Raw genomic sequence first — 18,243 nt, forward strand, 5'->3', positions numbered from 1 at the left:
CCGGGACCACACGGGTCCCGGCCCGCGGCACCTCAGTCGACGACCTCGGCGTCAACGACTTCCTCCGGGCGATCGACGAGTTCCACGTAGGCCATCGGCGCGGCGTCGCCGGCACGGTAGCCACACTTGAGGATCCGCAGGTAGCCGCCGGGGCGCGCCTGATAGCGGGGACCGAGTTCGGCGAAGAGCTTGCCGACCATTTCCTTGTCGCGCAGACGCGCGAACGCGAGGCGCCGCGCGTGCACGGAATCATCCTTCGCCAACGTGATCAAGGGCTCGGCGACGCGGCGCAGGTCCTTGGCCTTCGGCAGGGTCGTCTTGATGAGTTCGTGGCGAAAGAGGGCATTGGCCATGTTCCGAAACATCGCCTCGCGGTGAGCGCTCGTGCGATTGAGTTGCCTTCCGGCGTTACGGTGACGCATGATCCTGTCCTGAGTCCTACTTTAGCGAATGGTCAATTCGTCGATGTTCTCGGGCGGCCAGTTCTCCAGCCGCATACCCAGCGACAGCCCGCGCGTCGCCAGCACGTCCTTGATCTCGGTGAGCGACTTCTTGCCCAGATTCGGGGTCTTGAGCAGCTCCACCTCAGTGCGCTGGATGAGATCGCCGATCAGATAGATGTTCTCGGCCTTCAGGCAATTCGCCGAGCGGACCGTCAGTTCCAGGTCGTCGACCGGACGCAGCAGGATCGGATCCCACTCGGGCGTCTTGCTGCCGACCGGCTCCTGGGCGTCGGCCAGGTCGCTGCCCTCCAGCGCGATGAAGCTCGAGAGCTGATCGCGCAGGATTTGGGCCGCGGTCTGGATCGCCGTGCGCGGCTCGAGCGTGCCGTTGGTCTCCAGGTCGATGACCAACCGGTCGAGATCCGTGCGCTGCTCGACGCGCGCCGCCTGCACCTCGATCGCGACACGGCGCACCGGGCTGAAGGAGGCGTCGATCTGCAGCTTGCCGATCGGCCGATCCTCGGACCCGAAGCCCTCGCGCTGTGCCGCCGGCTCGTAGCCGATACCGCGGCGTACCGTCAGCGACATGCTCAGCTCGACCGAGCCCGAGATGTTGGCGATGACCAGATCCGGGTTGTGCACGGTCCCGGCATGATCCAACGCGATGTCGCCGGCCGTGACGACACCGGGGCCGCTCTTGCTCAGCGTGTAGGTCGCCTCGTCCTTGCCGCTCAGCGAGATCGCGACATCCTTGAGATTCAGGAGGATCTCCAGGACATCCTCCTGCACACCCTCGAGCGTCGTGTATTCGTGCAGGACCCCCTGGATCTCCACCTCGGTGATCGCGCAACCGCTCATCGACGAGAGGAGCACCCGCCGCAGGGCGTTGCCGAGCGTATGCCCGTAGCCCCGCTCGAGGGGCTCGAGCGAGATGCGCGCGTGATTCAGGCTCCCATCGACCGGCTCGACACGTATCGCCCGCGGCTTGAGAAAGTCGCCAACAGCTTCAGCCATGCATCAACCCCCTGTCACTCCTTACTTGGAGTACAGCTCGACGATCAGCGACTCGTTGATATCCGCCGCGAGATCGGCGCGGTCCGGGATACGCTTGAAGACGCCCTTCAGGCCCTTCGTGTCGACCTCGACCCAATCCGGGAAGCCGTACTGCTCGGCCAACGCCAAGGCGTTCTGGACACGCACCTGCTTGCCGGCCTTCTCGCGCACCTCGACCTGGTCCTCGGCGGCGACCTGGTAGGACGGGATGTTGACGACGCGCCCGTTGACCATGATCCCCTTGTGGGAGACGAGCTGGCGGGCCTCGGCCCGCGTCGCGCCGAAGCCCATGCGATAGACGACGTTATCGAGCCGGCGTTCGAGCAACTGCAAGAGGATCTCGCCGGTCGCACCCTTGGTGCGGGCCGCCTTCTTGTAGTAGTTGCGGAACTGCCGTTCCATGACGCCATAGATGCGGCGCACCTTCTGCTTCTCGCGCAACTGCACGCCATAGTCGGAGAGGCGCCGCCGCCGATCGCCGGCCTGGCCCGGCATCTTCTCGAGGTTGCACTTCGAATCGAGCGCCCGCGCCCGGCTCTTGAGACCGAGATCTGTCCCTTCGCGCCGCGCCAGCTTGCAGGTCGGACCAATATACCTTGCCATATCGCTTCCTAGAGTCGTCTCCTACACGCGCCGCTTCTTCGGCGGGCGGCAGCCGTTGTGGGGGATCGGCGTCACGTCTGTGATGCTGGTGACCTTGAAGCCGGCGTTGTTGAGCGCCCGCACGGCGGACTCGCGCCCGGGGCCCGGCCCCTTCACGTTCACATCGAGGTTCTTCAGACCGAACTCCTTCACCGCCTGCCCGACCTTGTCGGCCGCGACCTGCGCGGCGAACGGCGTGCTCTTGCGCGAACCGCGGAACCCCGAGCCACCCGAGGTCGCCCACGCGAGCGCATTGCCCTGGCGATCGGTGATCGTGATGATGGTGTTGTTGAACGACGCGTGGACATGGGCGATACCGTCCACGACCGTCTTCTTGACCTTTTTCTTCGTACGAGCGGGTTTTGCCATCGGCTATTACCAGACGTTCTGCGCGCAGCCGCGCCTTATCGCTTGATCGGGCGCCGCGGACCCTTGCGGGTACGGGCGTTGGTGCGGGTACGCTGGCCCCGCAGCGGCAACCCGCGGCGATGACGGATGCCGCGGTTGCAGCCGAGATCCATCAGCCGCTTGATGTTCATCGAGACCTCTCGCCGCAGATCGCCCTCGACCGTGTACTTGGCGACCGCGGCACGCAGGCGCTCGACCTCGTCTTCGGTCAGGCTGTGGACCCGCGCGTTGCGGGCCACGCCGGCCGCGTCGCAGATCTCGCCGGCACGGGTACGACCGATGCCGTAGATCGCCGTCAGGGCGATGACGGCGTGCTTTCTATCAGGGATGTTGACACCGGCAATACGGGCCATAACGAATTAGCTCCCGGTCCTTGAATTCTGCCGCGGACGTGAACAGGGCAGTTTAACAACAATTAGCGACACGTCAAGAGGCGCCTACGGCTAACCCTGCCGTTGCTTGTGCCGCAGATCCTTGCAGATGACGCGCACGGTACCGTTTCGCTTGATGATCTTGCAGTTTCGGCAGATGCGCTTGACTGAGGCTCGCACTTTCATGGTCTCACTCCGAGATTCTTAGGGTTGGTCCGACGCGGCACGGCTCAGCGCAGCATGCCGGCCCCAGGGGCCTTGAGGTTGGCCTTCTTCATCAGCCCCTCGTACTGGTGCGATACCAGATGGGCCTGCACTTGGGCCATGAAGTCCATCGTCACGACGACGACGATCAGCAGCGACGTACCACCGAAGTAGAAGGGCACATTCCAACCCAGGATCAGGAACTCCGGCAGCAGACAGACGCCCGTGATGTAGATGGCGCCGGCGGCCGTCAGGCGCGTCATCACCGAGTCGATGTAGCGCGCCGTCTGTTCCCCGGGGCGAATCCCGGGGATGAAGGCCCCGGAGCGCTTGAGATTATCCGCCGTGTCCTTCGGGTTGAAGATCAACGCCGTATAGAAGAAACAGAAGAAGACGATCGCGCTCGCGTAGAGCAGGACGTAGATCGGCTCGCCCGGCGAGAGCTTGGCGGCGAAGTCCGCGAGCCAGCGCATGTCCTCCGAACTGCCGAACCACTGACCCAGGGTACCTGGGAACAAGATGATGCTGGAGGCGAAGATCGGCGGAATGACGCCGGCCATGTTGAGCTTCAGCGGCAGGTGCGTGCTCTGGGCGGCCATCAGCTTCCGGCCCTGCTGACGCCGGGCGTAGTTCACCGTGATCCGCCGCTGGCCGCGCTCGACGAACACGACGAAGGCCGTCACGGCCAGCGCCAGGGCGAAGATCGCCAGCACCGCCAGCGCGTTCATCTCGCCGGTACGCACCAGCTCGAGCGTACCGCCCGCTGCCCCGGGCAGGCCCGCGACGATACCGGCGAAGATGATCAGCGAGATGCCGTTGCCGATGCCCCGCTCGGTGATCTGTTCGCCGAGCCACATCAGGAACATGGTCCCGGTCACGAGCGAGACCGTCGCCGTGAAGACGAAGCCGAAGCCCGTCTGCGTCACGATCGACGAACCGGCGACCGCCTGGCCCTGCAGCGCGACCGAGATGCCGATCGCCTGGAAGGTCGCCAGGAACAGGGTCCCGTAACGGGTGTAGGACGTGATCTTGCGTCGCCCCGACTCGCCCTCCTTCTTCAACTGCTCGAGCTTCGGGATCACGGCCGTCATCATCTGCATGATGATCGACGCCGAGATGTAGGGCATGATGCCGAGCGCCACGACGCTCGCCCGTTCCAGGGCGCCGCCGGAGAACATATTGAACAGATCGAGCATCGAGCCCTGATTCTGATCGAAGAGCGCGGCCAAGGCCTCCGGGTTCACTCCCGGCACCGGGATAAAGGTAGCGATCCGATACACGAGCAGCGCGCCGAGCACGAAGAACAGGCGCTGCCGCAGCTCCTTCAGGTGGCCCATGCCACCGAGCGCACCCACCATCGAAGAGGTGTTCTTGGCCATGAGTACCGCCGACCTCGCTTCAGTCTTCGACCCGGCCGCCCGCCGCCTCGATCGCGGCCCGAGCACCCTTGGTCACGGGAATACCACGCACGGTCACCGGTCGCTCGAGCTTGCCCGAGGCGATGACCTTGACGTACTTGGTGTCGCGTCGCACGACGTTCGCGGCGATCAGCGCCGGCAGGTCGACGACATCGCCGGGGACCGCCGCCAACTCCTGGAGCCGAATCTCGTCGCGAACGAGCGCCTTGCGCGAGCGGAAACCGACCTTCGGCAGGCGTCGCTGCAGCGGCATCTGACCGCCCTCGAAGCCGACCTTGTGGAAGCCGCCGGCGCGCGCCTTCTGGCCCTTGTGGCCGCGGCCGCAGGTCTTGCCCAGACCGCTGCCGATCCCGCGACCGACACGCTTCGGCGCGCTCCTGCTCCCCGGCGCGGGGGCGATATCGTTGAGGCGCATCTCAGGATTCCTCCAGGACCTTGACCATGTAGGAGACCTTGTTCACCATCCCGCGGGTGCAGGGCGTGTCCTCGACCTCGACGACCTGGTGCATGCGCCGCAGGCCGAGGCCTCGGACGCACGCCTTGTGCGAGGCCAACCGACCGTGCACGCTGCGCACCAGCGTGACCCTCATCATCGTCTTCTCAGCCATCGCCTCACCCCAGGATCTCTGCGACCGTCTTGCCACGCTTCGCGGCCATGGTCTCGGGATCCTTCATCCCCTGGAGACCCGCCACGGTGGCGCGCACGACATTGATCGGGTTATTCGTGCCGATGCACTTGGCGAGCACGTTCTGCACGCCGAGGACCTCGAAGACCGCGCGCATCGCGCCGCCGGCGATGATGCCGGTACCTTCGGACGCCGGCTGCATGAACACGCGCGCCGCACCGTGCCGCCCGTTCAGCGGATACTGGAGGGTCGTGCCATTGAGCTTGACGTCGATCATGTTCTTGCGCGCGCTCTCCATCGCCTTCTGGATCGCGACGGGCACCTCGCGGGCCTTGCCGGTGCCGAAGCCGACCCGCCCCTTGCCGTCGCCGACGACGGTCAGCGCGGCGAAGCCGAACTGCCGACCGCCCTTGACCACCTTGGCCACGCGATTGACGGTCACGAGCTTCTCGAGCAGCTCGTCGCCCTCAGGCCGTTGATTGAAATTCGCCATAGCTCAGCCCCTAGAATTGCAGTCCGTTTTCGCGCGCCGCGTCGGCCAATGCCTTGACCCGGCCGTGATAGCGAAAGCCCGAGCGATCGAAGGCCACCGACTCGACCCCAGCCGCGCGCGCCCGCTCGGCGATCGCCTTGCCGATGGCGGCGGCCGCCGTCGCGTTGCCGAGCGGTCCGGCGATCCCCTCGCGAAGGACCTTCTCGGCCGTCGAGGCGCTCGCGACCACATGGCCGCTATCCGGCGCGATGATCTGGGCGTACATGTGCCGCGGCGTGCGGTGCACGCACAGACGGTAGGCACCGAGTTCGCGGATCTTGGCCCGGGCGCGCGTGGCGCGGCGTAGACGTGCTTGCTTCTTATCCATCTCTCGACCCTACTTTTTCTTCGCCTCTTTACGCACGACCTCTTCGTCGGCGTACCGCACGCCCTTGCCCTTGTAGGGCTCCGGCGGCCGGAGGCGACGGATCTCGGCGGCGACCTGGCCGACCTGCTGCTTGTCGGCACCGCTGACCTGGATCTCGGTCGGCGACGGCGTCGCGATCTCGATGCCCTCGGGCACCGCGAAATTGATCGGGTGCGAGAAGCCGAGCGCCAGGTTCAGGACCCGGCCCTGCGCCTGGGCGCGGTAGCCGACACCGACCAGGTTGAGCTTGCGCACGAAGCCGCTGCCGCAGCCGACGACCATGTTATTGAGCAGCGCTCGGGTCGTACCGGCCTGCGCCCAGGACGTCTGATCGCCCTCGCGGGCCGGGGCGACCCGCAGTTCGCCTTCGGCCTGGGTGACGGCGACCTTCGGGTGGACGATCCAGTTCATGGTGCCCTTCGGACCCTTGACCTGGACGGACTGGCCGGCGATCTCGACGGCGACGCCCTTCGGGACGGTGATGGGGGCCTTTGCAACGCGTGACATGGCGGCAACCTCCGTTAGGCCACGTAGGCCAGGATCTCACCGCCGTGGCCCGCCTTGCGCGCAGCCCGGTCGGTCATCAGACCCTGAGACGTGGAGACGATGGCAATGCCGAGCCCGCCCCAGACCTTCGGCAGTTCGTCCTTGCCGCGATAGATCCGCAGGCCGGGGCGCGAGACGCGCTTGACATACTCGATGACGGGCTTGCCGCGGTAGTACTTCAGCTTCAGGACCAGGGTCGGCTTCGCACCCTCGCCCTCGACCGACGCGTCGGTGATATAGCCTTCGTCCTTCAGCAGTTGCGCGATCGCGACCTTCTGCTTCGACGAGGGCATCGTGATCGTGATCTTGCTACGAATCTGCCCGTTGCGGATACGCGTCAGCATATCCGCGATCGGATCCGACATACTCATATCGACACTCCAGGGGTCAGGCCGCCGTGCCGGCGCGATACCCCAAGAAAAACAAAAATCAGCGGGCGGCGTGCCCAGCACCGGGTGCGCCGCCCTCTCCTGCCGCGGGCCGATGTCCGCCGTGCCGCGCGCACGGCGGACGTCCGCGCGTGTCACCAACTCGCCTTGACGACCCCGGGGACGTCGCCGCGCATCACCGCCTCGCGCAGCTTGTTGCGCCCGAGGCCGAACTTGCGATAGACCGCGTGCGGGCGGCCGCTGACACGGCAACGCCGCTGCTGGCGGGTCGGGCTCGCATCACGCGGCAGCCGCTGCAACTGCTGCATGGCCTCGTCGATGGCCTCCGGCGACGCCGTGCGATCGGCGATCTGCGCCTTCAGGGCGGCCCGCTTGGCGGCGTACCGCGCAGCCGTGCGGACGCGCTTCACATCCCGCGCCACCATGCTCTTCTTCGCCATGATCGATCCTCAATTCCGGAACGGAAACTTGAACGCCTCAAGCAGCGCGCGCCCCTCGTCGTCGCTGCGCGCCGTCGTCGTGATCGTGATGTCGAGCCCGCGCAGCGCATCGATCTTGTCGTAGTCGACCTCGGGAAACACGATCTGCTCACGAATGCCGAGCGAGTAGTTGCCGCGCCCGTCGAAGGCCTTCGGATTCAGGCCACGGAAGTCGCGGACACGCGGGATCGCGACATTGATCAGGCGATCGAGGAACTCGTACATCCGTTCGCGCCGCAGGGTCACCTTGCAGCCGATCGGCCAGCCCTCGCGGATCTTGAACCCGGCGACCGACTTGCGGGCCTTCGTCACGATCGGCTGCTGGCCAGAGATGGCGCGCAGATCGTTGACGGCGTTGTCCATGATCTTCTTGTCCGCGATCGCCTCGCCGACACCCATGTTCAGCGTGATCTTCTCGATCCGCGGTACCTGCATGACGGTGCCGTAGCCGAAGCGGTCCTTCAGCTGGCCGACGATCTCGTCGCGATAGATGTCTCGTAATCTCGACATGGCTCCCATACCCTAGGCGTCGACCACTTCACCGTTAGACTTGAACACCCGCACCTTACGACCGTCCCCGAGGACCCGGAAGCCGATCCGGTCGCCGGCACCCTTGATCGGGTTGTACAGGGCCACGTTGGAGACGTGGATCGGCATCGGCTTGTCGACGATGCCGCCGGCGATGCCGCGTTGCGGGTTCGGCTTCTGGTGCTTCTTGGCCATATTGATGTTCTCGACGACCAAATGCTCGGCGTCGACGACCTTGAGGACCGTGCCCCGCTTCCCCTTGTCCTTCCCGGTCAGGACGATGACGTCATCGCCCGATCTGATCTTGCGCATGTCCCAGTGACCTCACAAAACTTCTGGCGCGAGCGAGATGATCTTCATGAAGCGCTCACCGCGCAGCTCCCTCGTGACCGGCCCGAAGATGCGGGTGCCGATCGGCTGGAGCTGGTTGTTGAGCAGCACCGCGGCGTTGCCGTCGAAACGGATCAACGACCCGTCCGGACGGCGCACGCCCTTGCGGGTGCGCACGACGACGGCGTTGAAGACATCGCCCTTCTTGACCTTGCCGCGCGGGATCGCGTCCTTGACCGTCACCTTGATGACGTCGCCGATCCCGGCGTAGCGCCGATGGGAACCCCCGAGCACCTTGATGCACTGCACACGCTTGGCACCGCTGTTGTCGGCGACGCTCAGATTGGTCTGCATCTGGATCATTTTTCTCTACCCTGTCTTATCTGGCCACGCCGCCCCGAGGGCCTGCCGCACGCGCGTCACGCCCGAGCGTCAACGCACCTTCTCGACGATCTCCAGCAGCCGCCAGGACTTGGTCTTCGACAGCGGCCGGCACTGCTCGATGCGCACCAGATCACCGGCGTCGCAGGCATTCGCCTCGTCGTGTGCATGGATCTTCGTCGAGCGGCTCATGAACTTGCCGTAGACCGGGTGCTGTACGCGCCGTTCCACGAGCACGGTAATCGTCTTGTCCATCGCGTTGCTGAGGACCCGCCCGGTCAGCGTCTTGTTCGTCTTGGTCTGCTCGCTCACTGCGCACCGCCCATCTTGAGCTCGTTCATGACAGTCTTGACCCGGGCGATGTCGCGCCGCACGGCCTTCATCTGCGAGGGCCGAGTGAGCTGCCCCGTGCCCTGCTGCATCCGCAGGTTGAACTGCTCCTTGAGCAGGTCGAGCAGTTGGCGCTCGAGCTCTTCCGGGGAGTGCCTTCTCAGTTCGCTGGCCTTCATCACAGCACCGTCCGTTTCTCAAATGTTGTCTGCACCGGCAGCTTGGCCGCGGCCAGCTTGAACGCCTCGCGGGCCAGTTCCTCGGTCACGCCCTCGATCTCGTAGAGCATGCTGCCCGGTTGCACCAGCGCGACCCAGTACTCGACGTTGCCCTTGCCCTTGCCCATGCGGACCTCGAGGGGCTTCTTCGAGATCGGCTTGTCCGGGAAGACGCGGATCCAGAGCTTGCCGCCGCGGCGCACCTTGCGGGTGATCGCGCGGCGCGCCGCCTCGATCTGGCGGGCCGTCAGCCGCCCGCGACCGACGGCCTTCAGGCCGAAGTCGCCAAAGCTGACGCGATTGCCACTCTGCGCCAGACCGCGGTTTCGGCCCTTGTGCTGCTTGCGGAATTTCGTGCGTTTTGGTTGCAGCATCGCTTACCCCCTCTTTCCGGCGGTCTTGCCGGCCGGCTCCTCGGGAACCTGATCCCCGAACACCTCTCCCTTGAAGATCCACACCTTGACGCCGATGACGCCATAGGTCGTCTTGGCCTCGGCGAAGCCGTAGTCGATATCGGCACGCAGCGTATGCAACGGCACTCGGCCCTCGCGGCTCCATTCGCTGCGGGCGATCTCGGCCCCGTTGAGGCGCCCCGCGACATTGACCCGGATACCCTCGGCGCCGAGTCGCATCGTGTTCTGGATCGCCCGCTTCATCGCACGGCGGAACATGATCCGGCGCTCCAGTTGCTGGGCGACGCCCTCGGCGACCAGTTGCGCGTCGAGTTCGGGCTTGCGGATCTCCTCGATGCTGATGTGCACCGGCACGCCCATCCGCTTGGCGACCTCGGTGCGCAGCGCGTCGATATCCTCGCCCTTCTTGCCGATGACGACCCCGGGGCGCGCCGTATGGATCGTGATGTGCGCGTTCTTCGCCGGCCGGTCGATCTGGATATGGCTTACCGAGGCCTGGGACAGGCGCTTCTTCAGGAAATCACGGATTTCCAGGTCGGTATTGAGGAAGTCGGCATAATCCTTGGAGTTGGCGTACCACTTCGAGCGCCAATCCCTGACTATCCCTAACCGAATACCCGTCGGATGAACTTTCTGCCCCATTCTGGCCTCTCGAAATGCTTAGGCTTCCGCCACGATAAGGCGGATATGACTCGTCCGCTTGGAGATGCGGTTGCCGCGCCCCTTGGCCCGCGCGTGCATACGCTTCAAGGTCGGACCCTCATCGACATGGATGATGGCGACCTTGAGCTCATCGACATCCGCACCCTCGTTGTTCTCGGCATTGGCGATCGCCGATTCCAGCAACTTCTTGATGATCGCCGCACCCTTCTTCGTGCTGAACGTCAGGATGTTCAGCGCCTGCTCGGCACCCTGGCCACGGATCTGGTCGGCAACCAGGCGGGCCTTCTGCGCGGAGATGCGCGCGTGCTTCAATGTGGCCTCAGCTTGCATAGCCGCATGCTCCCTTATCGCTTCTTCGCCTTCTTGTCGGCGGCGTGGCCCCGAAAGGTCCGAGTCAGCGCGAACTCGCCGAGCTTGTGGCCGATCATGTTCTCGTTGACGAGGACCGGCACGTGCTGTCGGCCATTGTGGACCGCGATCGTCAACCCGACCATCTCCGGCAGGATCATCGAGCGCCGCGACCAGGTCTTGATGGGGCGCTTGCTGTTCTGCGCGACCGCCTCCTCGACCTTCTTGGCCAGATGGTGGTCGATAAAGGGTCCCTTTCGAATCGAACGTGGCACTTGCTGAACCTCGCCTTGATGAATTACTTCTTGCCGCGACGGCGAACGATCATGCGATCGGTGCGCTTGTTCTTGCGCGTCTTGTAGCCCTTCGTCGGCACGCCCCACGGGGTGACCGGATGGCGGCCGCCGGAGGTGCGGCCCTCGCCACCGCCGTGCGGGTGGTCGACCGGGTTCATGACGACACCACGGACCGTCGGGCGCGTGCCGCGCCAGCGCGACGCGCCGGCCTTGCCCAGCTTGCGCAGACTGTTCTCGCTGTTGCCGACCTCGCCAATCACGGCGCGGCACTCGACATGGATCTTGCGCATCTCACCCGAGCGCAGGCGCAGCGTCGCGTAGCTCCCCTCGCGGGCGATCAACTGCGCGCCACCGCCGGCTGCGCGGGCGATCTGGGCACCCTTGCCGGGGCGCAACTCGATGCAGTGCACCAGGGTACCGACCGGGATGTTGCGCAGCGGCAGGCAGTTGCCCGGCGCGATCGGGGCGTCCTCGCCGGACTGCACCTTGGCACCGACTGCAAGCCCCTTGGGCGCGACGATGTAGGCGCGCTCGCCATCGGCATAGAGCAGCAACGCCAGGTGCGCGGTGCGATTCGGGTCGTACTCGAGCCGCTCGACGGTCGCCGGCACCCCAGCCTTGTTGCGCTTGAAGTCGACGATCCGGTAGCGCTGCTTGTGACCGCCGCCCTGATGGCGGACCGTGATCCGCCCGGCGTTGTTGCGGCCGCCGCGCTTGACCTTCTTCTCGACGAGCGGCCCATGCGGCGCGCCCTTGTACAACTCGGGGGTCTGCACCTTGACGACGAAGCGCCGGCCGGCCGAGGTCGGGTTTGTCTTTACGATTGGCATCTTGATTCGTCCAGGTTGCTGGCGGGCGCCGACGCTCAGGCGCCGCCGCCGAAGTCGATGTCATGACCGGGCATCAGGCGCACATAGGCCTTGCGCCAATCCTTGCGCTTGCCCTGAAGCCGCCCGAACCGCTTGGCCTTGCCCTTGACGTTCAAGACCTGCACCCGGTCGACGGCGACACCGAACATCGCCTCGACGGCCCGGGCGATCTCGCGCTTGGTCGCATCGGGCGTCACCCGAAACGCGAACTGGCTGGCCGTCTCGGCACCGCGCGACGCCTTCTCGGACACGACCGGGCTCAACAGGACCTTGGACAACCGTTCCTTATTCATGCCAGCCGCTCCTCCAGTCTGCGAACCGCCGCCTCGGTCGCGAGCACGCGCTCGAACGCGATCAGGCTGACCGGGTCGACCTCGCGCGCCAGCAGCACATCGACACCGACCAGATTGCGCGACGCCAGGATGAGATTCTCATCGAACTCGTCGATCAGGATCAGGACGTCCTTCAACGCCAACTCATTCAGGCGCGCGGCGAGTTCCTTCGTCTTCGGCGCCGCCAGCGTGAACGACGGCACGACGACCAGACGCTCCTGACGGACCAACTCGGAGAGGATCGAGCGCACCGCGCCCTGATACATCTTGCGGTTGACCTTCTGGGCGTAGTTGCGCGGCTGGGCCGCGAAGGTCACGCCGCCGCTGCGCCACAGCGGGCTGCGGCTCGTCCCCGCCCGCGCCCGGCCGGTGCCCTTCTGCCGCCAGGGCTTGGCGCCGCCGCCACGCACGGCGGCGCGATTCTTCTGGGCCTTCGTGCCAGCCCGACCGGCCGCCAGGAACGCCGTGACGACCTGGTGGATGAGGCCCGGCTTGTACTCGGCACCGAATACCCGGTCCGACACCGGCAGGGACTCGGCCGCCCCGGTATCGCTTCGTTTCGCGAGGTCCATGATTATCCGCCCTTGTTCTTGCCCTTCACCGAAGGCGTCACGACCAATCGGCCACCGGCCGGGCCAGGCACCCCACCGCGCACCAGCAGCAGGTTGCGCTCGGCGTCGACCCGCACGACCTCGAGATTCTGTTGGCAGCGATTGACGTTGCCCATCTGGCCTGCCATCCGCTTGCCCTTCCAGACTCGGCCCGGACTCTGATTCTGGCCGATCGAGCCGGGGGCCCGATGCGACAGCGAGTTGCCGTGCGTGGCGTCCTGGGTGCTGAAGTGGTGCCGACGCACGACGCCGGCGAACCCGCGACCCTTGGTGACCCCGCGCACGTCGACGTTCTGACCCGGCGCGAAGATCGAGACCGAGATCTCGGCTCCGGGCTCCAGGTCGGCGTCACCGTCCTCGAGGCGAAACTCGTGCAGGTGCTGCCCGGCCTCGACACCGGCGCTGGCGTAGTGACCCGCCATCGGCTTGGTCACCCGCGACGGGCGCCGCGCACCGGCGGCGACCTGGAGCGCGCGATAGCCGTCGCGATCCTGCGTCTTCAGCTGGGCGACGCGGTTCGGCTGCACCTCGATCACGGTCACCGGGATGGTCGCACCCTCCTCGGTGAAGATCCGGGTCATGCCGGCCTTACGCCCGATTACTCCGATCGTCATGACTGTCAACCTCAACTCAGCCTGATCTGAACATCGACGCCGGCCGCCAGATCGAGCTTCATCAGCGCGTCCACGGTCTTGTCCGTCGGGTCGACGATGTCCATCAGCCGCTTGTGGGTCCGCAACTCGTACTGATCGCGCGCATCCTTGTTGACGTGCGGCGAGACCAGCACCGTGAAGCGCTCCTTCTTCGACGGCAGCGGCACCGGACCGCGCACCTGGGCGCCCGTGCGCTTCGCCGTATCGACGATCTCGCGCGCCGACTGATCGATCAGGCGATGATCGAAGGCCTTGAGCCGGATACGTATTCTCTGGTTCGCCATGACGTTTACTCGATGACCTTGGAGACGACGCCGGCGCCGACGGTACGGCCACCCTCGCGCACCGCGAAGCGCAGGCCCTCTTCCATCGCGATCGGCGCAATCAGCTTCACCGTCATGCGCACGTTGTCCCCAGGCATCACCATCTCCACGCCCTCGGGCAGCTCGCAGGCACCCGTCACGTCCGTCGTGCGGAAGTAGAACTGCGGCCGATACCCGTTGAAGAACGGCGTGTGACGCCCGCCCTCTTCCTTGCTCAGCACGTACACCTCGGCCTCGAAGTGCGTGTGCGGCGTGATCGTCCCAGGCTTCGCCAGCACCTGACCACGCTCCACGTCGTCGCGCTTCGTGCCGCGCAGCAGCACACCGATGTTGTCCCCCGCCTGCCCCTGATCGAGCAGCTTGCGGAACATCTCCACGCCCGTGCAGGTCGTCTTCGTGGTGTCGCGGATCCCGACGATCGCCACCTCTTCACCGACCTTCACCACGCCACGCTCGACACGACCCGTCACCACCGTGCCGCGACCCGAGATCGAGAAGACGTCCTCGATCGGCATCAGGAACGCACCGTCGATCGCACGCTCCGGCTCCGGAATGTAGCTGTCGAGCGCCTCCATCAGCTTGTCGATCGCCGCACCGCCGATCTCGCTCTCGTCTCCCTCCAGCGCCTTGAGCGCCGAGCCCGTGATGATCGGCGTGTCGTCGCCAGGGAAGCCGTAGCTGTCGAGCAGCTCGCGCACCTCCATCTCCACCAGCTCCAGCAGCTCCGGGTCGTCCACCATGTCCGCCTTGTTCAAGAACACGACGATGTAGGGCACGCCCACCTGCCGCGCCAGCAGGATGTGCTCGCGCGTCTGCGGCATCGGACCATCGGCCGCCGACACCACCAGGATCGCACCGTCCATCTGCGCCGCACCCGTGATCATGTTCTTCACGTAGTCGGCGTGACCAGGGCAGTCCACGTGCGCGTAGTGACGCTTGTCGCTCTCGTATTCCACGTGCGCCGTCGCGATCGTGATACCACGCTCGCGCTCCTCCGGCGCATTGTCGATCTGGTCGTACGCCCGCGCCTCGCCACCGAACTTCTTCGCCTGGTGCAGCGTGATCGCCGCCGTCAGCGTCGTCTTGCCATGGTCAACGTGCCCAATCGTCCCAACATTGACGTGCGGCTTCTTTCTCTCGAATTTTCCTTTGGACATGCGGCTCTACCTTCAATTCAGTCGTTACTGTTTCTTCGCGACCGCCTCGGCGATGCTGGCGGGCACTTCGTTGTACTTCGAGAACTCCATGCTGTAGGTCGCACGCCCCTGGGTCGCCGAGCGCAGATCGGTGGCGTAGCCGAACATCTCGGCCAACGGCACCTCGGCGCGGATGACCTTCCCGGACGGCGCGTCCTCCATGCCCTGAACCATCCCACGGCGACTGTTCAGGTCGCCCATGACATCGCCCATGTAGTCCTCGGGAGTGACGACCTCGACCTTCATGATGGGCTCGAGCAGCACCGGCCGAGCCTTGGCCGCACCCTCCTTGAAGCCCATCGAGCCGGCGATCTTGAACGCCATTTCGCTCGAATCGACCTCGTGGTAGGAGCCGTCGTACAGCGTGACCTTGATGTCGACCATCGGGAACCCCGCGAGGATGCCGTTGGTCATCGCCTCTTGGATACCCTTGTCGACCGCCGGGATGTACTCCTTCGGCACGACGCCGCCGACGATCCCGTTGACGAACTCGTAACCCGCACCCGGCTCCTGCGGCTCGATGCGCAGATAGACATGCCCGAACTGACCACGACCGCCGGACTGACGGACGAACCGTCCTTCCTGCTCGACGCTCGCGCGGATCGTCTCGCGGTAGCTGACCTGCGGCGCACCGACATTCGCCTCGACCTTGAACTCCCGCCGCATCCGATCGACGATGATCTCCAGGTGCAGCTCGCCCATCCCGGAGATGATGGTCTGGCCGGACTCCTGGTCGGTATGGACGCGGAACGACGGATCCTCCTGGGCGAGCTTCGACAGCGCGATGCCCATCTTCTCCTGATCGCTCTTGGTCTTCGGCTCGACGGCCACCGAGATGACCGGCTCCGGAAACTCCATCCGCTCCAGCGTGATGATGGCGTTGAGGTCGCAGAGGGTGTCGCCCGTCGTGACGTCCTTCAGACCGACGGCGGCGGCGATGTCGCCGGCACGCACCTCCTTGATCTCCTTGCGCTCGTTGGAGTGCATCTGGAGGATGCGCCCGACGCGCTCCTTGCGACTCTTGACCGGGTTGTAGACGGTATCGCCCGAACTCAGCACGCCCGAATAGACGCGGAAAAAGGTCAGGGTGCCGACGAAGGGGTCGGTCGCGATCTTGAACGCCAGGGCCGCGAACGGCGCCTCGTCGGTGGCGCGGCGCTCGGCCTCGGTCTCGGCCGCGTCATCGAGGACGCCACGGATCGCCGGCACCTCGGGCGGCGACGGCAGGTAGTCGATGACCGCATCGAGCATCGCCTGCACGCCCTTGTTCTTGAAGGCGGAGCCACAGAGCATCGGGACGATCTCGGTGCGCAGCGTGCGCGCGCGCAGACCGGCCATGATCTCCTCGTTGGTCAACTCGCCGCCCTCGAGGTACTTCTCCATCAGCTCGTCGTCGGCCTCGGCGGCGGCCTCGATCATGTGGGCGCGCCACTCCTCGCACAGCTCGACGAGGTCCTCCGGGATGTCGCGCAGCTCGAACTGCATGCCCTTGGACTCTTCGTCCCAGTAGATCGCCTGCATGCGCACCAGATCGACGACGCCCTTGAAGGCGTCCTCGGCGCCGATCGGCAACTGGATCGGCACCGCGTTGCCGCCGAGGCGATCCTTGACCTGCTGCACGACGCGCAGGAAGTTCGCGCCCATGCGATCCATCTTGTTGACGAAGGCCAGCCGCGGCACGTGGTACTTGTTGGCCTGGCGCCAAACCGTCTCGGACTGGGGCTCGACGCCACCGACCGCACAGAAGACCGCGCAGGCCCCATCGAGGACACGCAGCGAGCGCTCGACCTCGATCGTGAAGTCGACGTGCCCCGGGGTATCGATGATATTGATGCGATACTCCGGCCGGGCCATGTCCATGCCCTTCCAGAAGCAGGTCGTCGCCGCCGATGTGATCGTGATGCCGCGCTCTTGCTCCTGCTCCATCCAATCCATGGTCGCCGCGCCATCGTGCACCTCCCCGAGCTTATGGGAGACACCGGTGTAGAACAGGATGCGCTCGGTCGTTGTGGTCTTGCCCGCATCGATGTGCGCCATGATGCCGACGTTCCGGTACCGTTCTATGGGGGTGCTACGTGCCACGACTATATCTGCCCTAATTGATGTGCGCGCTGAACCGATCCACTACCAGCGATAGTGCGAGAAGGCGCGATTCGCCTCGGCCATGCGATGGGTGTCTTCCTTCTTCTTGACCGCCGAGCCCCGCGCGTCGGCCGCATCCATCAACTCGCCGGCCAGACGGTGGGCCATCGACTTCTCCGAGCGCTTGCGCGCGGCATCGATGAGCCAGCGCATCGCCAGGGAGTTGCGCCGCGCGGGGCGCACCTCGACGGGCACCTGGTAGGTCGCGCCGCCGACACGGCGGGACTTGACCTCGACGACCGGACGAACGTTGTCCATGGCCTGCTCGAGCAGCTCGACGGGATCGACGCCCTTCTTGTCGGCCACCTGATCCAACGCACCATAGATGAGCCGCTCGGCCGTGGACTTCTTGCCGTCCTTCATCATCATATTGATGAACTTGGCCAGCAATTGGCTACCGTGCTTGGGATCCGGCAGGATCTGGCGACGGGCGACAATCCTTCTTCTCGGCATGACTGGGAGCTCCGACCTGAATACTGACAACTGCGATCAACGCGACCCCGGCGCGAGGACCGACCGGATCACTTCTTGGGGCGCTTGGCGCCGTACTTCGAACGACCCTGACGCCGCTTCTCGACCCCCGACGCATCGAGGGTGCCGCGCACCGTGTGGTAGCGCACGCCGGGCAGGTCCTTGACACGCCCACCGCGGATCAGTACAACCGAGTGCTCTTGGAGATTGTGCCCCTCACCGCCGATGTAGGAGGCAACCTCGTAGCCATTGGTCAGCCGCACGCGGGCCACCTTGCGCAGCGCCGAGTTGGGCTTCTTCGGCGTCGTCGTATAGACCCGCGTACAGACACCGCGCTTCTGGGGACAGGCCTCCAGCGCCGGCACCGTGCTCTTGGCCACCCTGCGCTTGCGGGGCTTGCGCACCAACTGATTGATAGTCGCCATGCAATCGATCTCCACCGGCGCCGCGGCGCCATCCAGGCATCCAGACCGAGGGACATGATCCAGCGCCACCGGACCGGCCGACTCGGCGGTGGACCATCGCCTTTACGGTTGACTTGAGCTGTGCCCAGGCGCTCGCGCGCCCGGCTCGGGAAACAAGCAAGCCGGCAGTGCGCCGGCTAAGCTAAGACGCGGCAGTTTAAGGAATTGACAGGCCCGAGTCAACTACATACTTGCCA

At 65.5% G+C, this 18,243-nt stretch carries 32 protein-coding genes; all 32 read right to left on the reverse strand.

Features of this window, described 5'->3' with window-relative positions; translation table 11 throughout:
* Window positions 1-32: 32 nt before the first annotated feature.
* Window positions 33-422: a 50S ribosomal protein L17 gene (rplQ, locus tag CKO41_RS04205; protein ID WP_200249769.1), complete on the reverse strand. Its 390-nt coding sequence runs from the start codon at window positions 420-422 to the stop codon at window positions 33-35.
* 21 nt (window positions 423-443) lie between these two features.
* Complete coding sequence (locus CKO41_RS04210) at window positions 444-1,457, reverse strand: DNA-directed RNA polymerase subunit alpha (protein WP_200249768.1); 1,014 nt, start codon at window positions 1,455-1,457, stop codon at window positions 444-446.
* A gap of 21 nt (window positions 1,458-1,478) precedes the next feature.
* Window positions 1,479-2,099, reverse strand: coding sequence for a 30S ribosomal protein S4 (gene rpsD, locus CKO41_RS04215; RefSeq protein ID WP_200249766.1), 621 nt, complete (start codon window positions 2,097-2,099; stop codon window positions 1,479-1,481).
* A 21-nt stretch (window positions 2,100-2,120) separates the two neighbouring features.
* Window positions 2,121-2,507: a 30S ribosomal protein S11 gene (gene rpsK / locus CKO41_RS04220; protein WP_200249765.1), complete on the reverse strand. Its 387-nt coding sequence runs from the start codon at window positions 2,505-2,507 to the stop codon at window positions 2,121-2,123.
* A 35-nt stretch (window positions 2,508-2,542) separates the two neighbouring features.
* Complete coding sequence (gene rpsM, locus CKO41_RS04225) at window positions 2,543-2,899, reverse strand: 30S ribosomal protein S13 (protein ID WP_200249764.1); 357 nt, start codon at window positions 2,897-2,899, stop codon at window positions 2,543-2,545.
* A gap of 90 nt (window positions 2,900-2,989) precedes the next feature.
* Window positions 2,990-3,103 (reverse strand): 50S ribosomal protein L36, encoded by a 114-nt coding sequence (gene rpmJ / locus CKO41_RS04230; protein ID WP_200249762.1) that lies wholly within the window; start codon window positions 3,101-3,103, stop codon window positions 2,990-2,992.
* A gap of 44 nt (window positions 3,104-3,147) precedes the next feature.
* Window positions 3,148-4,500 carry a preprotein translocase subunit SecY gene (gene secY / locus CKO41_RS04235; RefSeq protein WP_200249761.1) on the reverse strand — a complete coding sequence of 451 codons (1,353 nt, stop codon included), beginning with the start codon at window positions 4,498-4,500 and terminating at the stop codon, window positions 3,148-3,150.
* Window positions 4,501-4,519: 19 nt separating this feature from the next.
* The gene (rplO, locus tag CKO41_RS04240) at window positions 4,520-4,954 is read right to left on the reverse strand and encodes a 50S ribosomal protein L15 (RefSeq protein WP_200249760.1); all 435 of its coding nucleotides are present in this window, start codon (window positions 4,952-4,954) and stop codon (window positions 4,520-4,522) included.
* A 1-nt stretch (window position 4,955) separates the two neighbouring features.
* The gene (gene rpmD / locus CKO41_RS04245) at window positions 4,956-5,147 is read right to left on the reverse strand and encodes a 50S ribosomal protein L30 (protein WP_200249759.1); all 192 of its coding nucleotides are present in this window, start codon (window positions 5,145-5,147) and stop codon (window positions 4,956-4,958) included.
* 4 nt (window positions 5,148-5,151) lie between these two features.
* Window positions 5,152-5,658, reverse strand: a complete 507-nt coding sequence (gene rpsE, locus CKO41_RS04250) for a 30S ribosomal protein S5 (protein ID WP_200249758.1) — start codon at window positions 5,656-5,658, stop codon at window positions 5,152-5,154.
* Window positions 5,659-5,668: 10 nt separating this feature from the next.
* Window positions 5,669-6,025 (reverse strand): 50S ribosomal protein L18, encoded by a 357-nt coding sequence (gene rplR / locus CKO41_RS04255; protein ID WP_200249757.1) that lies wholly within the window; start codon window positions 6,023-6,025, stop codon window positions 5,669-5,671.
* A 9-nt stretch (window positions 6,026-6,034) separates the two neighbouring features.
* Window positions 6,035-6,571: a 50S ribosomal protein L6 gene (rplF, locus tag CKO41_RS04260; protein WP_200381360.1), complete on the reverse strand. Its 537-nt coding sequence runs from the start codon at window positions 6,569-6,571 to the stop codon at window positions 6,035-6,037.
* Between the two features lie 14 nt (window positions 6,572-6,585).
* Entirely contained in the window at window positions 6,586-6,981 is a 396-nt protein-coding gene (gene rpsH, locus CKO41_RS04265; protein WP_200381384.1) for a 30S ribosomal protein S8, read from the reverse strand.
* Between the two features lie 152 nt (window positions 6,982-7,133).
* A complete protein-coding gene (rpsN, locus tag CKO41_RS04270; RefSeq protein ID WP_200249755.1) occupies window positions 7,134-7,439 on the reverse strand; it encodes a 30S ribosomal protein S14 in 306 nt (101 codons plus the stop codon).
* A 9-nt stretch (window positions 7,440-7,448) separates the two neighbouring features.
* Window positions 7,449-7,988, reverse strand: coding sequence for a 50S ribosomal protein L5 (rplE, locus tag CKO41_RS04275; protein WP_200249753.1), 540 nt, complete (start codon window positions 7,986-7,988; stop codon window positions 7,449-7,451).
* 12 nt (window positions 7,989-8,000) lie between these two features.
* Window positions 8,001-8,318 carry a 50S ribosomal protein L24 gene (gene rplX, locus CKO41_RS04280; RefSeq protein WP_200249752.1) on the reverse strand — a complete coding sequence of 106 codons (318 nt, stop codon included), beginning with the start codon at window positions 8,316-8,318 and terminating at the stop codon, window positions 8,001-8,003.
* Between the two features lie 12 nt (window positions 8,319-8,330).
* Entirely contained in the window at window positions 8,331-8,699 is a 369-nt protein-coding gene (gene rplN, locus CKO41_RS04285) for a 50S ribosomal protein L14 (RefSeq protein ID WP_200249751.1), read from the reverse strand.
* 69 nt (window positions 8,700-8,768) lie between these two features.
* Window positions 8,769-9,029: a 30S ribosomal protein S17 gene (gene rpsQ / locus CKO41_RS04290; RefSeq protein ID WP_200249750.1), complete on the reverse strand. Its 261-nt coding sequence runs from the start codon at window positions 9,027-9,029 to the stop codon at window positions 8,769-8,771.
* Window positions 9,026-9,226 carry a 50S ribosomal protein L29 gene (gene rpmC, locus CKO41_RS04295; RefSeq protein WP_200249749.1) on the reverse strand — a complete coding sequence of 67 codons (201 nt, stop codon included), beginning with the start codon at window positions 9,224-9,226 and terminating at the stop codon, window positions 9,026-9,028. Before rpmC ends, rpsQ begins: the two co-directional genes overlap by 4 nt.
* Window positions 9,226-9,639: a 50S ribosomal protein L16 gene (rplP, locus tag CKO41_RS04300; protein ID WP_200249748.1), complete on the reverse strand. Its 414-nt coding sequence runs from the start codon at window positions 9,637-9,639 to the stop codon at window positions 9,226-9,228. The genes rpmC and rplP overlap by 1 nt, the downstream gene beginning before the upstream one ends.
* Window positions 9,640-9,642: 3 nt before the next feature.
* Window positions 9,643-10,320 carry a 30S ribosomal protein S3 gene (rpsC, locus tag CKO41_RS04305; RefSeq protein ID WP_200249747.1) on the reverse strand — a complete coding sequence of 226 codons (678 nt, stop codon included), beginning with the start codon at window positions 10,318-10,320 and terminating at the stop codon, window positions 9,643-9,645.
* A gap of 18 nt (window positions 10,321-10,338) precedes the next feature.
* Window positions 10,339-10,671 carry a 50S ribosomal protein L22 gene (gene rplV, locus CKO41_RS04310; RefSeq protein WP_200249745.1) on the reverse strand — a complete coding sequence of 111 codons (333 nt, stop codon included), beginning with the start codon at window positions 10,669-10,671 and terminating at the stop codon, window positions 10,339-10,341.
* Between the two features lie 14 nt (window positions 10,672-10,685).
* Window positions 10,686-10,964, reverse strand: coding sequence for a 30S ribosomal protein S19 (gene rpsS / locus CKO41_RS04315; RefSeq protein WP_200249743.1), 279 nt, complete (start codon window positions 10,962-10,964; stop codon window positions 10,686-10,688).
* Window positions 10,965-10,987: 23 nt separating this feature from the next.
* Entirely contained in the window at window positions 10,988-11,815 is an 828-nt protein-coding gene (gene rplB / locus CKO41_RS04320; RefSeq protein WP_200381361.1) for a 50S ribosomal protein L2, read from the reverse strand.
* A 35-nt stretch (window positions 11,816-11,850) separates the two neighbouring features.
* Entirely contained in the window at window positions 11,851-12,147 is a 297-nt protein-coding gene (gene rplW, locus CKO41_RS04325) for a 50S ribosomal protein L23 (RefSeq protein ID WP_200249741.1), read from the reverse strand.
* A complete protein-coding gene (gene rplD / locus CKO41_RS04330) occupies window positions 12,144-12,758 on the reverse strand; it encodes a 50S ribosomal protein L4 (protein WP_200249740.1) in 615 nt (204 codons plus the stop codon). The genes rplW and rplD overlap by 4 nt, the downstream gene beginning before the upstream one ends.
* 2 nt (window positions 12,759-12,760) lie before the next feature.
* Window positions 12,761-13,411, reverse strand: coding sequence for a 50S ribosomal protein L3 (gene rplC, locus CKO41_RS04335; RefSeq protein ID WP_200249739.1), 651 nt, complete (start codon window positions 13,409-13,411; stop codon window positions 12,761-12,763).
* Window positions 13,412-13,422: 11 nt separating this feature from the next.
* On the reverse strand, window positions 13,423-13,734 hold the full coding sequence (rpsJ, locus tag CKO41_RS04340; RefSeq protein WP_015281697.1) for a 30S ribosomal protein S10: 312 nt from the start codon (window positions 13,732-13,734) through the stop codon (window positions 13,423-13,425).
* Window positions 13,735-13,739: 5 nt separating this feature from the next.
* Complete coding sequence (tuf, locus tag CKO41_RS04345) at window positions 13,740-14,930, reverse strand: elongation factor Tu (RefSeq protein ID WP_200255275.1); 1,191 nt, start codon at window positions 14,928-14,930, stop codon at window positions 13,740-13,742.
* Between the two features lie 24 nt (window positions 14,931-14,954).
* Complete coding sequence (gene fusA, locus CKO41_RS04350; RefSeq protein WP_200255285.1) at window positions 14,955-17,051, reverse strand: elongation factor G; 2,097 nt, start codon at window positions 17,049-17,051, stop codon at window positions 14,955-14,957.
* A gap of 42 nt (window positions 17,052-17,093) precedes the next feature.
* The gene (rpsG, locus tag CKO41_RS04355; protein ID WP_200255283.1) at window positions 17,094-17,564 is read right to left on the reverse strand and encodes a 30S ribosomal protein S7; all 471 of its coding nucleotides are present in this window, start codon (window positions 17,562-17,564) and stop codon (window positions 17,094-17,096) included.
* A gap of 68 nt (window positions 17,565-17,632) precedes the next feature.
* Entirely contained in the window at window positions 17,633-18,007 is a 375-nt protein-coding gene (gene rpsL / locus CKO41_RS04360; protein WP_200255281.1) for a 30S ribosomal protein S12, read from the reverse strand.
* Window positions 18,008-18,243 lie beyond the last annotated feature (236 nt).

It is taken from the genome of Thiococcus pfennigii (assembly GCF_016583835.1).
In the GTDB taxonomy this organism is placed as follows: Bacteria; Pseudomonadota; Gammaproteobacteria; order Chromatiales; family Chromatiaceae; genus Thiococcus; species Thiococcus pfennigii.

Excerpts from the sequence above, each read along its gene's own strand:
- rplQ (WP_200249769.1), bottom strand. The coding sequence starts at position 422 with ATGCGTCACCGTAACGCCGGAAGGCAACTCAATCGCACGAGCGCTCAC.
- CKO41_RS04210 (WP_200249768.1), bottom strand. The coding sequence starts at position 1,457 with ATGGCTGAAGCTGTTGGCGACTTTCTCAAGCCGCGGGCGATACGTGTC.
- rpsD (WP_200249766.1), bottom strand. The coding sequence starts at position 2,099 with ATGGCAAGGTATATTGGTCCGACCTGCAAGCTGGCGCGGCGCGAAGGG.
- rpsK (WP_200249765.1), bottom strand. The coding sequence starts at position 2,507 with ATGGCAAAACCCGCTCGTACGAAGAAAAAGGTCAAGAAGACGGTCGTG.
- rpsM (WP_200249764.1), bottom strand. The coding sequence starts at position 2,899 with ATGGCCCGTATTGCCGGTGTCAACATCCCTGATAGAAAGCACGCCGTC.
- rpmJ (WP_200249762.1), bottom strand. The coding sequence starts at position 3,103 with ATGAAAGTGCGAGCCTCAGTCAAGCGCATCTGCCGAAACTGCAAGATC.
- secY (WP_200249761.1), bottom strand. The coding sequence starts at position 4,500 with ATGGCCAAGAACACCTCTTCGATGGTGGGTGCGCTCGGTGGCATGGGC.
- rplO (WP_200249760.1), bottom strand. The coding sequence starts at position 4,954 with ATGCGCCTCAACGATATCGCCCCCGCGCCGGGGAGCAGGAGCGCGCCG.
- rpmD (WP_200249759.1), bottom strand. The coding sequence starts at position 5,147 with ATGGCTGAGAAGACGATGATGAGGGTCACGCTGGTGCGCAGCGTGCAC.
- rpsE (WP_200249758.1), bottom strand. The coding sequence starts at position 5,658 with ATGGCGAATTTCAATCAACGGCCTGAGGGCGACGAGCTGCTCGAGAAG.
- rplR (WP_200249757.1), bottom strand. The coding sequence starts at position 6,025 with ATGGATAAGAAGCAAGCACGTCTACGCCGCGCCACGCGCGCCCGGGCC.
- rplF (WP_200381360.1), bottom strand. The coding sequence starts at position 6,571 with ATGTCACGCGTTGCAAAGGCCCCCATCACCGTCCCGAAGGGCGTCGCC.
- rpsH (WP_200381384.1), bottom strand. The coding sequence starts at position 6,981 with ATGAGTATGTCGGATCCGATCGCGGATATGCTGACGCGTATCCGCAAC.
- rpsN (WP_200249755.1), bottom strand. The coding sequence starts at position 7,439 with ATGGCGAAGAAGAGCATGGTGGCGCGGGATGTGAAGCGCGTCCGCACG.
- rplE (WP_200249753.1), bottom strand. The coding sequence starts at position 7,988 with ATGTCGAGATTACGAGACATCTATCGCGACGAGATCGTCGGCCAGCTG.
- rplX (WP_200249752.1), bottom strand. The coding sequence starts at position 8,318 with ATGCGCAAGATCAGATCGGGCGATGACGTCATCGTCCTGACCGGGAAG.
- rplN (WP_200249751.1), bottom strand. The coding sequence starts at position 8,699 with ATGATCCAGATGCAGACCAATCTGAGCGTCGCCGACAACAGCGGTGCC.
- rpmC (WP_200249749.1), bottom strand. The coding sequence starts at position 9,226 with ATGAAGGCCAGCGAACTGAGAAGGCACTCCCCGGAAGAGCTCGAGCGC.
- rplP (WP_200249748.1), bottom strand. The coding sequence starts at position 9,639 with ATGCTGCAACCAAAACGCACGAAATTCCGCAAGCAGCACAAGGGCCGA.
- rpsC (WP_200249747.1), bottom strand. The coding sequence starts at position 10,320 with ATGGGGCAGAAAGTTCATCCGACGGGTATTCGGTTAGGGATAGTCAGG.
- rplV (WP_200249745.1), bottom strand. The coding sequence starts at position 10,671 with ATGCAAGCTGAGGCCACATTGAAGCACGCGCGCATCTCCGCGCAGAAG.
- rplB (WP_200381361.1), bottom strand. The coding sequence starts at position 11,815 with ATGCCAATCGTAAAGACAAACCCGACCTCGGCCGGCCGGCGCTTCGTC.
- rplW (WP_200249741.1), bottom strand. The coding sequence starts at position 12,147 with ATGAATAAGGAACGGTTGTCCAAGGTCCTGTTGAGCCCGGTCGTGTCC.
- rplD (WP_200249740.1), bottom strand. The coding sequence starts at position 12,758 with ATGGACCTCGCGAAACGAAGCGATACCGGGGCGGCCGAGTCCCTGCCG.
- rplC (WP_200249739.1), bottom strand. The coding sequence starts at position 13,411 with ATGACGATCGGAGTAATCGGGCGTAAGGCCGGCATGACCCGGATCTTC.
- rpsJ (WP_015281697.1), bottom strand. The coding sequence starts at position 13,734 with ATGGCGAACCAGAGAATACGTATCCGGCTCAAGGCCTTCGATCATCGC.
- tuf (WP_200255275.1), bottom strand. The coding sequence starts at position 14,930 with ATGTCCAAAGGAAAATTCGAGAGAAAGAAGCCGCACGTCAATGTTGGG.
- rpsG (WP_200255283.1), bottom strand. The coding sequence starts at position 17,564 with ATGCCGAGAAGAAGGATTGTCGCCCGTCGCCAGATCCTGCCGGATCCC.
- rpsL (WP_200255281.1), bottom strand. The coding sequence starts at position 18,007 with ATGGCGACTATCAATCAGTTGGTGCGCAAGCCCCGCAAGCGCAGGGTG.